This is a genomic window from Mycolicibacterium sp. lyk4-40-TYG-92, assembly GCF_030209435.1.
Classification (GTDB): Bacteria; Actinomycetota; Actinomycetes; order Mycobacteriales; family Mycobacteriaceae; genus Mycobacterium.
Genome location: NZ_JARVRX010000008.1, coordinates 97,859 through 110,204 on the forward strand (window position 1 = coordinate 97,859; position 12,346 = coordinate 110,204).

Sequence of the window (12,346 nt, forward strand, 5' to 3'; positions counted from 1 at the left end):
TCAAATCATCACGAGCCGGCATCCGAGGAGTCACCTATGAGCGCCCCATCCCTACGCGGACGACGCATCGCCATCACCGGCGCCGGCCGGGGCATCGGCCTGGCCACCGCCAAAGCGCTGCGCGCCCGTGGCGCGACGATCATCATCGGCGACCTGGATATCGAGTCCGCGACCGCGGCAGCCGATCTGGTCGGCCCGGGGACCGAGGCCTATCCCGTCGACGTGTCCGACTACGAGTCGTTCGCCGCGTTCCACAAGGAGGCGACCGCCGACGCACCGATCGACGTGCTGATCAACAACGCGGGCATCATGCCCATCGGGCGCTTCCTAGACCAGTCGGCCGACAAGCACCGCCGTGCCGTCGAGATCAACGTCATGGGCTGCATCAACGGCATGCACCTGGCGCTGCCGGCCATGGTGGAGCGCGGCCGCGGCCACATCATCAACATCGCTTCGTCGGCGGGCAAGACTCCGGTGCCCGGTGGCCTCACCTACTGCGGCACCAAGGCCGCCGTCATCGCGCTCACCGAAACCGCGCGCGTCGAATACGCCGGCACCGGGGTGCAATTCACCTGCGTCATGCCGTCATTCACCAACACCGAACTGATCGCGGGGACCTCCGGCCTGAAGTTCATCCCCACGGCCCAGCCCGACGACGTCGCGCACGCGATCGTGGACGCGGTATCTCATCCCACCGCGGATGTGTTCGTCCCCAAGATCATCGGGCCGATCCTGCGCACGCAACCCCTGATCGGGCGGCGACTGCGCGACGCCATCAACACGCAGTTGGGCGCCTACAACACCTTCCTGGACTTCGACCCGAAAGCGCGTGCCGAGTACCAACACCGCATCGACGAGTCGTAGTTCAGCGGATCGTCAGACCGGTCACCGCTCGCGAGATGACCAGCCGCTGAATCTCGCTGGTGCCTTCAAAGATGGTGAAAATCTTGGCGTCGCGGTGCATCCGCTCGACCGGATAGTCACGGGTGTAGCCGTTGCCACCGAGAATCTGGATCGCCTCGTCGGTCACGTACACGGCAGTCTCGCTGGCCACCAGCTTCGCCATCGAGCCCTCTGCGTTTTCGAACGGCACATTGTTGCGCGCCATCCACCCGGCCCGCCACACCAGCAGCCGGGCGGCGTCGATACGGGCCTTCATGTCCGCGAGCTTGAAAGCGATGGCCTGGAACTCTCCGATCTTCTTGCCGAATTGCTCACGCTGGCAGGCATAGTCGAGGGCGTACTCGTAGGCGGCGCGGGCCACGCCGACCGCCATCGCGCCGACCGTCGGACGGGTCCGCTCGAACGTCTTCATCGCGGCCTGGCCACCCGCGGACGCACCCGACTTCACCCGAGCCACCCGGGCCTCGAACTTCTCCCGGCCACCGAGGATCGCATCCTCCGGCAGCCGCACGTTGTCGAGCACGACCTCTGCGGTGTGCGACGCCCGGATGCCGTGCTTCTTGAACTTCTGCCCCTGGGACAACCCCTTGGTGTCCGGTCCGATGACGAAGCTGGCCTGGCCGCGCGAGCCGAGTTCCGGGTACACCGACGCGACCACGATGTGCACGTTGGCGATGCCACCGTTGGTGGCCCAGGTTTTGGTGCCATTGAGCACCCATTCGCCGGTGGCCTCGTCGTAGCGCGCCCGGGCCCGGATGGACCCGACGTCAGAGCCGGCATCGGGCTCAGACGAGCAGAAGGCCGCGACCTTCGGATCGGCCGCCGAGCCGAACATCTCCGGAAGCCATCGACCGATCTGTTCAGGAGTTCCGTTGCCCGCCAAGGCCGCCGCGGCCAGACCGGTGCCCATGATGGACAGCGCGATTCCGGCGTCACCCCAGAACAGTTCCTCGAAAACGGTCAGCATGCCGAGCCCACTCGGTTCGGCGGCCTGGGTGCCGAACAGCTCGGGCGAGTACAGCCCGATCTTCGCCGCTTCCTGGATGATCGGCCACGGAGTCTGCTCCCGTTCATCCCATTCCGCGGCGGCGGGGCGGATGACCTCAGCGGCGAACTGGTGCACCCAGTCGCGCACCTCGATGACGTCATCGCTGGGTTGTAGTGAGAATGTCATGTCACTCCTGTTGATAGTCAAAGGGTTTCAGTTCCGTCATGGATCAACTACTCCGCCACGCGGTGGCACCGACGTACAGGTACCGAATCTGGCGCTCCAGCATCGCGGCGGCTGCGTCCAGATCGCGCGCCGTGGTCTCGTCGTCGAGCCCGCGGGCGATGACCTCGAGCATCGAGTCGATACCGGCGAGAATGGTGGCCATCAACATGCTCGACAGCATCTCCACATCACCGACGCTCCACGACCGAATGGGCTCGAACCGGGCCATGTAGGTGGCCAGTTGACTGGCGTACAAGCGGATCTCCGACCGGATCTCGCGCCGGAGTACCGAATGACCGGCCGCGCGTTGGCGCGCCAGGAACGCCAGGTGCGCATGGTCCCGCGCCACCACCCCCCGAAGCGCCTGCACGCCGACATGGATGGCGCCGCCGGATGCATCGATGTCCAGAGTGGCCATCTCTCCCATGATCTCGCGCAGCGTGCGAAACGTCTCATGGATCACTGCCAGGCCCAGGTCATCGAGCGACTGGAAGTAGCGGTAGAACGCTGACGGCGCGACGCCGGCCTTGCTGGCGAGCTGCCGCAGGCTCAGCGCATCGAAGCTCGAACCGCCACCGGTGAGCTCGAGTGCCGCCGTCATCAGCGCGCGGCGGGTGTGTTCGCGGCGCTCCTGCTGCGTCCGGCGCCCATGCCGGTCCCGCCCGTTGCGGGAGTCCGCCTCGACAGATAGAGAGCGTTTGTTCTCTGTGTTGCCCGTCACGAAACCAACTATAGCTATTGACCTCGCCATATCGACAACCATATCTTACAGAACATTCGTTCTCTAACTTGAATGGAGAGATCATGGCACGCATCGCAACCCGCCTACCTGGCGAGCGCAACCTAGCCGAGGAAGACCGCGACCGGATCGCCGCAATCCGGGGCGAACTCATCCGCATCGGCAACGACTGGCGCGAACGCCATCCGTTCCTGGCCGCCCATCAGGACGCTGTCGGAATGGCGATCTTCCTGATGTCCATCGCCGGCGTACTCGTCGACGCCGCGCTCTACGCCGCCGGCATCCTGCCCTGGTACGCGACCATCCTGATCACCGCATTCTGGCTGTCATTGCTGCACGAACTGGAACACGACCTCATCCACTCGATGTACTTCCGGCAGAACCGCGTGGTCCACAACGTGATGATGTTCGGTGTCTGGTTCTTCCGGCCGAGCACCATCAACCCCTGGATCCGGCGCACGCTGCACCTGCACCACCACGAGGTCTCGGGCACCGATTCAGACCTCGAGGAGCGGGGCATCACCAACGGAGAGGGCTGGGGCAGCCATCGCTTGCTCAGCCTGATGGACTCGATGCTCGGCATCTACTCCAAACCGCTCCGACAGCGCGCCATCGTCACCGCCTACATCAAGCACGAGGCCCGCTCCCCCGAAGAAGCGCGCCAGCTCGCCGCCAAGACGCTCGCGCTGTACTTCCCGCTCGGAACCATCCACTACACGTTGTGGCACCTGTTCATCGGCGTGCACGGGTACGAATTCGTCTCCGGTAACACTGTTTCCGGCTCCTGGGTGACCGCGTTGAACTTCGTCGCCGTCATGCTGCTGGCGCCGAACGCGGTGCGCACGTTCTGCCTGCACTTCGTCAGCTCCAACATGCACTACTACGGTGACGTCGAGGAGCACAACGTGATGCAGCAGACGCAGGTATGGACGGCCAAGTGGCTCAAGCCGTTCCACGCCCTGTGCTTCAACTTCGGCGAGACGCACGCGATCCACCACTTCCTGGTCCGCGATCCGTTCTACCTACGCGAAGCGATCAAGCACGACTGCCAGAAAGTGCTGCGCGACAACGGCGTCCGCTTCAACGACTTCGGCACGTTCCAGCGCGCCAACCGTTTCAGCCTCGCCCCGGCGCACGTCGAGCCCTGACCACACCGCTACCCCGAACGGAAACACCATGACCGAGACCCAAACCGCCCAGCTGTGGATCTGCGTGCGCTGCGGCATGATCTACGACCCTGCCGACGGTGACCCCGACAGCGGAATCGCCCCCGGCACCGCGTTCGAGGACATCCCCGACAACTGGGTATGCCCCGTCTGCGGTGTCAGCAAGGACGAGTTCGTCCCTTACGAGGACTGAGCACCCCAGGCGCCACGCCGGAGCAGCCGCAGTCCGTTGAGCCCGACGATGATCGTCGAACCTTCGTGGCCCGCCACACCCAACGGCAGCGGCAATGTGCCGACGAGGTCCCAGACCACCAGCACCGCAATGAAAGTCGCCGCGATGCCCAGGTTGGCCGCCACCACGCGGCGGGCGCGCCGAGACAGGGCGATCACCGCGGGGATGGTGCGCAGATCGTCACCGACGACGACGGCATCTGCGGTCTGCAACGTGAGATCCGAACCGGCGCCGCCCATCGCGATGCCCAGGTGGGCGGCCGCCAGCGCAGGCGCGTCGTTGATGCCGTCGCCGACCATGACCAGCCGGGCGCCATCGGCCTGCAGGTCCCGGACCGCCGCCACCTTGTCGTGCGGCAGCAGGCCGGCGCGCACCTCGACGATACCCACCCGACCGGCCAATTGCCCTGCGGCAGCAGCATTGTCGCCCGTCAGCAGGACCGGAGCCTGCCCCGTCAGGGCGGCGACGGCGGCGACCGCGCCGTGGGCGTCGGGACGAAGTTGGTCGGTCATACCGAACACCGCGACGGCGCGCCCGTCGACCGCCATGACCACCGCGGTGCAACCGCGCCGCTCCATCTCCGCCGCCGCCTCAGCGCTCGCGAGCGACGGCGAGGACACGGTGACCGTGCATCCGTCGACAGCGGCCCGCACGCCGCGACCCGGTTCGGCGGCGAAATCGACGACGCGCGGCAGGACCAGTCGACGCGCCGTCGCCGCGCGAACGATCGCCGCGCCCAGCGGGTGCTCGCTGGGATGCTCGGCGGCCGCGGCCAGCGTCAGCGCCTGATCCTCTGTGAAATCTCCTGTGAGCAAACAAATCTCGGCGAGTTCCGGAGTTCCGCGGGTCAGCGTCCCGGTCTTGTCGAACGCCACGCGGGTCGCGGTGCCGAGCTGCTCCATCGCCACAGCCGACTTGACGAGCACGCCGCGGCGTCCGGCATTCGCGATCGCCGCCAACAACGGCGGCATCGTCGCCAGCACCACTGCACACGGCGACGCCACGATCATGAACGTCATGGCCCGCAGCAGCGCCTCCCGCGCGGTGTCGCCCGCGAGCAGCGGGATCACGAACACCCCGAGGGTGACGGCGACCATGCCGACCGAGTAGCGCTGCTCGACCTTCTCGATGAACAGCTGCGTGCGGGCCTTGGTCTGCGACGCTTCCTCCACCAGCGCCGCGATGCGCGCCACGACCGATTCGGCGGCCCGTCGGTCGACCCGGATCCGCAGAGCCCCGGTGCCGTTCAGCGTGCCGGCGAAGACCTCGTCGCCGACGGCCTTGTCGGCCGGCAGCGGCTCACCGGTGATGGTCGCCTGATCGACCTCGCTGGCGCCGTCGATCACGGTGGCGTCCGCGGAGATGCGCTCCCCCGGCCGCACGAGCACCACGTCACCGACCGCCAGTTCGGTGGCCGGCACCACGCGCTCACCGTCGTCGGACAATCGGGTCGCCATGTCGGGCGCCAGGTCCAGGAGCCCACGCACCGAGTCCGCTGTCCGCGCGGTGGCCAGCGCTTCCAACGCGCCGGAGGTCGCGAAGATGACGATCAACAGGGCACCGTCGGTGACCTGGCCGATCGACGCCGCACCTATCGCGGCGACGACCATCAGCAGATCGACGTCGAGGGTCTTCTCGCGCAGCGCCCGCAGCCCGGCCAGCGCCGGTTCCCAACCGCCGGTGACGTAGCACGCGAGGTACAGCGCCCACCAAACCCAGGCCGGACCACCGGCCATCTGCAGCACCAAACCAGCGAGGAACAACGCCAAAGCCGCTGCCGCCCAACGCATCTCCGGCAGATCGAACCACCCGCGGCGCGACGGCGCCACCGCCACACCGGCCGTCACCGACCGGGCAACCTGAGTCACCGTCGCCATGACGCACCTCGCAGATTCATGCAGTCAACGTTATCAGAACAAATGAATACATCTTCATGTGTGCGCTCTAGTACACTACAACGGTGGGACATGGTGTCGAGGGGCGCGACCGCCCGACCGGGCGTCTCGACGCTGACGCCGCGGCTCAGGTCGCCACGACTCTGCAGGCTCTCGCCACTCCGAGCCGATTGATGATCCTGACCGAGCTACGCCAAGGGTCTCGCTCCGTCACCGACCTCGCTGATGCGATCGGCCTCGAGCAGTCCCTCGTCTCCCATCAACTCCGGCTCCTGCGCAATTTGGGACTGGTGACCGGCACCCGGAGTGGCCGCAGCATCGTCTACAGCCTGTACGACAACCACGTCGCGCAACTGCTCGACGAAGCCGTGTATCACAGCGAGCACCTGAGACTGGGGCTGGCAGACCGCACCGGCGACGCGGGCTGAGCGCCGGGTGGTCTCGTGAACCGTTGCGCCACATCGCAAGGAGGGTCCATGTCCACGACACCCACGAGCACGAATGTCGCGACCTTCGAGCGGTTCCACTGCAGTTGCAACAGCGGAGACATCGACGACATCGTGGCGACGATCGACGACGTCCTCCTCCCCGACGCCGTGGTCCACTCACCGCTCGCGGCAGGTTCCGGGCCGGACACCATGAAGCTCATCTGGACGCTGCTCCTGCGCGCCTTCCCCGACATCCATGTCATGGTCGACGACATGGTCGTCGACCATGACAAGATCGCGTCACGACAGACGGTGACCGGGACGCACCTCGGCGAGTACCGCGGACTGGCCCCGACCGGCAAAACCGTTGTGTACGAGGAGATGTTCATCATTCGCTTCGCCGACGGAAAGATCGCCGAGGTCTGGGGTGTGGTCGACACCCTGTCCCAGCTCCAGCAGCTCGGCGCCGTCGGCAGGATCTAGCGCGCGGGGTAGGCGTGGACCAACGCGGTCGTGAGCTTGGGCACCGCGTGCACCAGATGATGCTCGGCGTCGTGGGCGATCTGATGGGCCTGCGCCAGGCTCAGCTCGGGATCGAGGTCGAGTTCGACGTCGGCATGCAGGCGGTGGCCCATCCAGCGCATGCGCACACTGTGCACCGACCGCACTCCCGGTTCGGCCGCCAGCGACTGCTCGGCGGTGTCGACGAGCGCCGGGTCGACGCCATCGAGCAAGCGGCGGAACACATCTCGCACCGCGGTGCGCAGCACCGCCAGAATCGCCAGGGTGATGATCAACCCGACGATCGGATCGGCGAGAGGATATCCAAGGGCAACGCCGCCGGCGCCGAGCAACACGGCCAGTGACGTGAAGCCGTCGGTGCGCGCGTGGACGCCGTCCGCGACCAACGCCGCCGACCCGATCTGCCGCCCCACCCGGATGCGGTAGACCGCCACCGTTTCGTTGCCGAGAAATCCGACGAGCCCGGCCAGTGCCACCCAGCCCACGTGGTCGATGACGTGCGGGTGGATCAACCGCTGCACTGCCTCATAACCGGCGATGAGCGCCGACAGCGCGATCATGCCGACCACGAACAACCCCGCCAGGTCCTCCACCCGGCCGAAGCCATAGGTGTAGCGGCGGGTTGCGGCCTTGGCGCCCAACGCAAATGCGATCCACAGCGGGACCGCGGTCAGGGCATCGGAGAAGTTGTGAATGGTGTCGGCCGCGAGGGCGACCGATCCGGACGCCACCACGATGGCGATCTGCACCACGGTGGTGAGGCCGAGCACCAGCAGGCTGATCTTCACGGCCCGGATACCGGCGGCGCTCGATTCGAGCGCGCTGTCCAGACTGTCCGCCGCGTCATGGGAATGGGGCGCAAACAGACCTTTGATCGCGCCCCAGCCACCATGGGAGTGGCTGTGATCGTGCGCGTGTTCATGGTGGTGGTGCCCGCTCATCGCCGGCCGCCCGTGCGCGCGGCGGTGTCGGCATCGAGGCTCCGCACGCCGGGATCCTGACGGTGGTGGGCCGGCACCCCGGGACCCGCGTGTTCGGCGTTGTGCACCGCGTCGACCACCAACTGACGCACGTGCTCGTTCTCGAGGCTGTAGAAGATCGTCGTCCCGGCACGCCGGGTCTGGACCAGCCGCGCCATCCGCAGCTTCGCCAGGTGCTGCGACACCGACGGCGCGGGCTTGTCGACGCGCCCGGCCAGTTCGTTCACCGACAGCTCGCACGCGCTCAACGCCCACAGCAGTTGGACGCGGGTGGGGTCGGCGAGCATCCGGAAGACTTCCACCACCAGACGCACCTGGTCGTCGGCGAGCGGCGCCGGCACCTGGTTATCTGCATTCATACGCAGATAATAGACCGTTGAACGGCGGGGCGATCCGGGAAGCGACGGTCAGCTGCCGCGGTCCACCATGTCGAACACCTTGACCGCATGCGAAAACGGCTGCGGCGTAACACCTATCGGACCGAATGGATGGTCAAGGGTGTAGATGACGTACAGCAGCAGCGACAACAGGATGGCGACCGCTCCGACCAGGATCGCGTGGGCGCGGGCGTTCTCCAGCCGCATGAAGCAGGTCAGCAGGATCAATACGGTCCCGCCGAAGATCAGGGCACTCCAAAGGAGCGCCGGGATGCGCTGATGGGAATTGAGGATGCGCTCGCTGCGATCCGAGGCCAGCACCGTCAGCTCGCTCAGGAACTGCGAATCGATCGGGCTCACGGTCGCTCCCGAACCATGCGTTCCCACAACGCGATACAGCTCGGTGAGCGCGACGCGGCCGTTGTTGCTGATGTCGGCGAATTCGTCCATACCCCAGGCGGGTCCCTGCACCGCGGCGGCGTACTTGCGCAACTGCTCACGCACCTGTGCCTGCTCGGGTTGCGGCATCGCGACGGTCTGGCGGTACAGCGTCGTCAACGTCGATGCTTCGTTGGCGACGTTTGTCTCAGCACTGAGGAACTGCTGCCAACCAACGACGACGGTGAACCCCAGGAGCGCCCCGTAGACCAGGCCGACAACAGTGAGAAACGGCGACAGGAACGAGTTCTGTTCGGGGCGCGCATCGCGCGCGATGATGCGGCGCGTCACGAACACACAGCCGATCGCCACGCAGACCGCCCCGCCGACCACCATGGCCAGCATCAGCCATGCGCCGAACACTCCGAGATCACCCATAGTTGATCAAGCATGCCAATCGCCCCGCGGCGCTGCCAAGCATTCCGGCAAACTCCTTCGAGCACGAAACCGCACAACACCGCTCGGTTGCCGGGTGCGCCGGCAACGTCCGGCCCGGCCGGCACCACAGTCAACGCCGCAGCACAGAGCTGACGCCTCATCGGCCCCGGACCGGGCCGCCACAGAAAATGTCGGCGGGGTCAATCCGCCTGCTACAGTCCGGCTGTATCCGGTGGTCGATCGACCCGGACCTGGCAGCGTGGAAAGGGATACGGCAATGGTCTTCACCAAATCGGTCGCCCAACGGGCGGTCGTGGCTGCCGCAGGAGCCGCCATGGCCATCATGGCCGTCGCCCTGCCGATGTCGGGTCCGGCGCTGGCCGCTCCGACGGCGCCCAACTGCACACCCGCGGATCTCGCAGGGGTCGCTTCGGGTGTCGCCGCGGCGGCCTCGGCGTACCTCTTCACCCACCCGGACGTCAACGACTTCTACGGCAGCCTGCAGGGCAAGCCGCGCGACGAGGTCGCCAACGACGTCCGCACGTTCTTCAACGCAAACCCGCAGGCGCACAGTGAACTTCAGGCAATCCGTCAGCCCATGACGGATTTCCGTGACCGCTGCGGCCTCGAGCAGCCCGACCGTCCACTGTTGGGCGACTGATGCGTACCTCGCCACGTCCCCACCGCCGGCTGATCGCCGCCGCACTGGCCGCGGCCGCCGTACCAGGATTGATCGCTGTCATCCCCGCGGGCACCGCCAGTGCCGACGTCTGTTTCGGTGCCGGCCGGCGCATCACCGTCAGCGGCTGCACCGACTTCGGCGCCGTCGCGCCGTACGCACCGCCGCCCGCCTATTACGCGCCGCTGCCCGAGGACATGCCGCCGCCACCGCCACCGCCGCCGGTTCAGGGCTGCGTCGGCTGGAACGGCCGCTGGGTCAGCGCCAACACCTGCCGCTGAGCCCGTACCCGCCTCGGACCACGCCGGTCAGTACGCTCCTGCGGCGGCCGGCTGGTCCGCGGCGTCGGTCCGGCCGCGCAGTGCCCAGTGCAGGCGTCTGGCCGCGGTCAGTGCGCCGCTGGGCTCGTGCGGCTGGCCATAGTGGATGAGCAACGTGACACGCCGCTGCCCCGAGGCGATCGGCATGTTGGCGTGCAGACTGCGGTAACCCCAAAACAGGTACACATCACCGACATTCATGTCGACCACAGTCGGGCCACCGGCACGGCCGAGGCTCTCCAAGATGCGCCGCCGGAACGTCGCACTCTGGTGGACGATCTTGTCGAAGATGTTGACCAGCACCGACCGCCGGAACGGCCGCTTGTTGAAGTAGCCCACCAACTCCCCCGAACGGCCCGGTTCCGCGTCGGGGATGAACAGCGGAACCACCATCGTCACGACGCTGGCGTCGTAGTGGAACCACCAGGCATCGCCGTCGGCATGCGGCCCCGCCACGATGCGGACCGCGGTGCCGGCCATTTCATGCGCACGGTCCGGGAATCGCTGACGGACGACATTGTCGAGAAATGTGCGCACCGAATCGCTCGCCATGAAAGCGTGAATCGATTCCAGGTGCCCGTCCTGCGGCGATAGGATGAAATGGTCTTTTTCGCCGTACTCGGCCAGCCAGCGGTCGATTTCCGCCCGGGAATCAATCACCCAATCCCATTGCACGGCGTTTGCTACCCGTGCGACGCCGGTTGCGTCCAACTGGTGCGCCACATCGACGGGATCGCACGCGTTCATGTCAAATTCACACATTTGGACGGAAGTGTAGACAACCAGAGAACGCCATTACCACGATTGCTGCGATTTGACATTTGCCCGGTAATGACCATGCAATTCGCCGATCGGGAGGTCGATTCTGCGATGGCGTAAATATTGCCGAATTTCCGCACTTCACGCGGGTACGGATCGCCCCCCTTGTCGCAACGGAAGAGGATCAACCTGTGTTGCTTCCCGTCGATCGGCGTAAGTCCTAGAACCGAAATTTGTCGGGTGGCCTTTGTCCGATACTCGGCGAAGTTCTTGAAGCGGATGGTGTCGCCATCGACTTCCAACCCGCGAACACACTGCACGATATATACCCCCAGGGGGTATAGTGGAACTGACCGCCACCGCCGCTTGATTTGGACGACGAGGAACGACACCATGGCCAGCGAGTCCCACGACCACCACGCCAACCACCACGACGGACATGACCCCAGCTCTCACATGGATCATGCGCACCACGGCGGCAGCATCAACGCGATGGCAGTCAGCGCAACACTGCACTGCCTCACCGGTTGCGCCATCGGGGAGATCGTCGGCCTGATCATCGGCACGGCCCTCGGCCTGACCAACCTGGCGACCATCGGCCTGGCCATCGCGCTGGCCTTCGTCTTCGGCTACACCCTGTCGACGCTGCCGCTACTGAAAGCCGGCTTGGCGATCGGCACGGCGCTCAGCGTGGTCCTCGCCGCCGACACCCTCTCGATTGCGACCATGGAGATCGTCGACAACGTGGTCATGGCAGTGATCCCGGGTGCGATGAACGCCGGTCTGGTCAACCCGATCTTCTGGATCGGGATGATGATCGCGCTCACTGTCGCCTTCTTCGCCGCCTACCCGGTGAACCGGTACCTGCTGCAAAAAGGCAAAGGCCACGCACTGACGCACAAGTACCACGGAGGCGGCGGTCCCGCCGTCACGGGAGCTCGACGATTCATCCCCAGCCTGAGCACGCCGACGCTGACCGCGGCAATCACGGCCTTCATGCTCGGTGGCCTGGTCGTCGCCGTCGCAGATCAACTCGGCGCACCCGAGACCGCGCCGCACAGCCAAGCAGCATCGTCCGCACACCCGGCACCGTGACCGGCATCGGAATCCCGATGCCAGCAATGCGGCGCCCGGCGTTTAGCATGAGTCGTCCCTATGGGTCTCTATCTCGATAGGTCCCGCCCCCGTAGCTCAGGGGATAGAGCACGGCTCTCCTAAAGCCGGTGTCGCAGGTTCGAATCCTGCCGGGGGCACTCTGGTGTTGTATGACGTCGGGTGATGCTTGACGTTTGGTCTTCGGGTGATGGGCGACAGTGT

15 protein-coding genes and 1 tRNA gene are annotated in these 12,346 nt (G+C 66.2%); 9 read left to right on the forward strand and 7 right to left on the reverse strand.

The features are described from left to right. Nucleotides 1–36 precede the first annotated feature (36 nt). On the forward strand, nt 37–864 hold the full coding sequence (locus tag QRN63_RS14470) for an SDR family oxidoreductase (protein WP_285031438.1): 828 nt from the start codon (nt 37–39) through the stop codon (nt 862–864). A 1-nt stretch (nt 865) separates the two neighbouring features. On the opposite strand, the gene QRN63_RS14475 is transcribed toward QRN63_RS14470, so the two are convergent. Further along, nucleotides 866–2,077 carry an acyl-CoA dehydrogenase family protein gene (locus QRN63_RS14475; protein WP_267315707.1) on the reverse strand — a complete coding sequence of 404 codons (1,212 nt, stop codon included), beginning with the start codon at nt 2,075–2,077 and terminating at the stop codon, nt 866–868. 43 nt (nt 2,078–2,120) lie between these two features. Beyond that, complete coding sequence (locus QRN63_RS14480) at nt 2,121–2,837, reverse strand: TetR family transcriptional regulator (protein WP_285031439.1); 717 nt, start codon at nt 2,835–2,837, stop codon at nt 2,121–2,123. Nucleotides 2,838–2,920: 83 nt separating this feature from the next. Between QRN63_RS14480 and QRN63_RS14485 the strand changes: the two genes are divergently transcribed. Both QRN63_RS14485 and rd read left to right on the forward strand, forming a co-directional pair. After that, nucleotides 2,921–4,003, forward strand: a complete 1,083-nt coding sequence (locus tag QRN63_RS14485) for a fatty acid desaturase (protein WP_285031440.1) — start codon at nt 2,921–2,923, stop codon at nt 4,001–4,003. Between the two features lie 28 nt (nt 4,004–4,031). Beyond that, nucleotides 4,032–4,214, forward strand: a complete 183-nt coding sequence (gene rd / locus QRN63_RS14490) for a rubredoxin (protein ID WP_020098970.1) — start codon at nt 4,032–4,034, stop codon at nt 4,212–4,214. Here rd and QRN63_RS14495 read toward each other — a convergent pair. After that, nucleotides 4,202–6,130 (reverse strand): heavy metal translocating P-type ATPase, encoded by a 1,929-nt coding sequence (locus tag QRN63_RS14495; protein ID WP_285031441.1) that lies wholly within the window; start codon nt 6,128–6,130, stop codon nt 4,202–4,204. The genes rd and QRN63_RS14495 overlap by 13 nt on opposite strands. An 83-nt stretch (nt 6,131–6,213) precedes the next feature. Here QRN63_RS14495 and QRN63_RS14500 point away from each other — a divergent pair, with 83 nt between their 5' ends. Continuing rightward, nucleotides 6,214–6,576: an ArsR/SmtB family transcription factor gene (locus tag QRN63_RS14500; RefSeq protein ID WP_267315711.1), complete on the forward strand. Its 363-nt coding sequence runs from the start codon at nt 6,214–6,216 to the stop codon at nt 6,574–6,576. A gap of 48 nt (nt 6,577–6,624) precedes the next feature. Continuing rightward, entirely contained in the window at nt 6,625–7,059 is a 435-nt protein-coding gene (locus QRN63_RS14505) for an ester cyclase (protein WP_285031442.1), read from the forward strand. On the opposite strand, the gene QRN63_RS14510 is transcribed toward QRN63_RS14505, so the two are convergent. The 3 genes from QRN63_RS14510 to QRN63_RS14520 are packed head-to-tail and all read right to left on the reverse strand — an operon-like array spanning nt 7,056 to nt 9,271. Next, on the reverse strand, nt 7,056–8,039 hold the full coding sequence (locus QRN63_RS14510) for a cation diffusion facilitator family transporter (RefSeq protein ID WP_285031443.1): 984 nt from the start codon (nt 8,037–8,039) through the stop codon (nt 7,056–7,058). The two genes, QRN63_RS14505 and QRN63_RS14510, sit on opposite strands and share 4 nt — an antisense overlap. Next, a complete protein-coding gene (locus QRN63_RS14515) occupies nt 8,036–8,437 on the reverse strand; it encodes an ArsR/SmtB family transcription factor (RefSeq protein ID WP_285031444.1) in 402 nt (133 codons plus the stop codon). The genes QRN63_RS14510 and QRN63_RS14515 overlap by 4 nt, the downstream gene beginning before the upstream one ends. Nucleotides 8,438–8,485: 48 nt before the next feature. Continuing rightward, nucleotides 8,486–9,271, reverse strand: coding sequence for a bestrophin-like domain (locus QRN63_RS14520; RefSeq protein ID WP_285031445.1), 786 nt, complete (start codon nt 9,269–9,271; stop codon nt 8,486–8,488). A 277-nt stretch (nt 9,272–9,548) separates the two neighbouring features. Here QRN63_RS14520 and QRN63_RS14525 point away from each other — a divergent pair, with 277 nt between their 5' ends. Together QRN63_RS14525 and QRN63_RS14530 are read left to right on the forward strand one after the other, a co-directional pair. Then, entirely contained in the window at nt 9,549–9,932 is a 384-nt protein-coding gene (locus QRN63_RS14525) for a heme-binding protein (RefSeq protein ID WP_267315716.1), read from the forward strand. Continuing rightward, entirely contained in the window at nt 9,932–10,231 is a 300-nt protein-coding gene (locus tag QRN63_RS14530; protein WP_267315717.1) for a hypothetical protein, read from the forward strand. Before QRN63_RS14525 ends, QRN63_RS14530 begins: the two co-directional genes overlap by 1 nt. Before the next feature lie 27 nt (nt 10,232–10,258). Here QRN63_RS14530 and QRN63_RS14535 read toward each other — a convergent pair whose 3' ends face one another. Further along, nucleotides 10,259–11,032: a hypothetical protein gene (locus tag QRN63_RS14535; RefSeq protein ID WP_267315718.1), complete on the reverse strand. Its 774-nt coding sequence runs from the start codon at nt 11,030–11,032 to the stop codon at nt 10,259–10,261. A gap of 390 nt (nt 11,033–11,422) precedes the next feature. Between QRN63_RS14535 and QRN63_RS14540 the strand changes: the two genes are divergently transcribed. Continuing rightward, complete coding sequence (locus QRN63_RS14540) at nt 11,423–12,124, forward strand: DUF4396 domain-containing protein (RefSeq protein WP_285031446.1); 702 nt, start codon at nt 11,423–11,425, stop codon at nt 12,122–12,124. A gap of 85 nt (nt 12,125–12,209) precedes the next feature. After that, nucleotides 12,210–12,282: transfer RNA gene (locus QRN63_RS14545), tRNA-Arg, on the forward strand. The last annotated feature ends 64 nt before the right edge of the window (nt 12,283–12,346 follow it).

What these genes read in the sequence shown, in the direction of transcription:
- QRN63_RS14470 (WP_285031438.1), top strand. Translation starts at nt 37, where the DNA reads ATGAGCGCCCCATCCCTACGCGGACGACGCATCGCCATCACCGGCGCC.
- QRN63_RS14475 (WP_267315707.1), bottom strand. Translation starts at nt 2,077, where the DNA reads ATGACATTCTCACTACAACCCAGCGATGACGTCATCGAGGTGCGCGAC.
- QRN63_RS14485 (WP_285031440.1), top strand. Translation starts at nt 2,921, where the DNA reads ATGGCACGCATCGCAACCCGCCTACCTGGCGAGCGCAACCTAGCCGAG.
- rd (WP_020098970.1), top strand. Translation starts at nt 4,032, where the DNA reads ATGACCGAGACCCAAACCGCCCAGCTGTGGATCTGCGTGCGCTGCGGC.
- QRN63_RS14495 (WP_285031441.1), bottom strand. Translation starts at nt 6,130, where the DNA reads ATGGCGACGGTGACTCAGGTTGCCCGGTCGGTGACGGCCGGTGTGGCG.
- QRN63_RS14505 (WP_285031442.1), top strand. Translation starts at nt 6,625, where the DNA reads ATGTCCACGACACCCACGAGCACGAATGTCGCGACCTTCGAGCGGTTC.
- QRN63_RS14510 (WP_285031443.1), bottom strand. Translation starts at nt 8,039, where the DNA reads ATGAGCGGGCACCACCACCATGAACACGCGCACGATCACAGCCACTCC.
- QRN63_RS14515 (WP_285031444.1), bottom strand. Translation starts at nt 8,437, where the DNA reads ATGAATGCAGATAACCAGGTGCCGGCGCCGCTCGCCGACGACCAGGTG.
- QRN63_RS14520 (WP_285031445.1), bottom strand. Translation starts at nt 9,271, where the DNA reads ATGGGTGATCTCGGAGTGTTCGGCGCATGGCTGATGCTGGCCATGGTG.
- QRN63_RS14525 (WP_267315716.1), top strand. Translation starts at nt 9,549, where the DNA reads ATGGTCTTCACCAAATCGGTCGCCCAACGGGCGGTCGTGGCTGCCGCA.
- QRN63_RS14530 (WP_267315717.1), top strand. Translation starts at nt 9,932, where the DNA reads ATGCGTACCTCGCCACGTCCCCACCGCCGGCTGATCGCCGCCGCACTG.
- QRN63_RS14535 (WP_267315718.1), bottom strand. Translation starts at nt 11,032, where the DNA reads ATGTGTGAATTTGACATGAACGCGTGCGATCCCGTCGATGTGGCGCAC.
- QRN63_RS14540 (WP_285031446.1), top strand. Translation starts at nt 11,423, where the DNA reads ATGGCCAGCGAGTCCCACGACCACCACGCCAACCACCACGACGGACAT.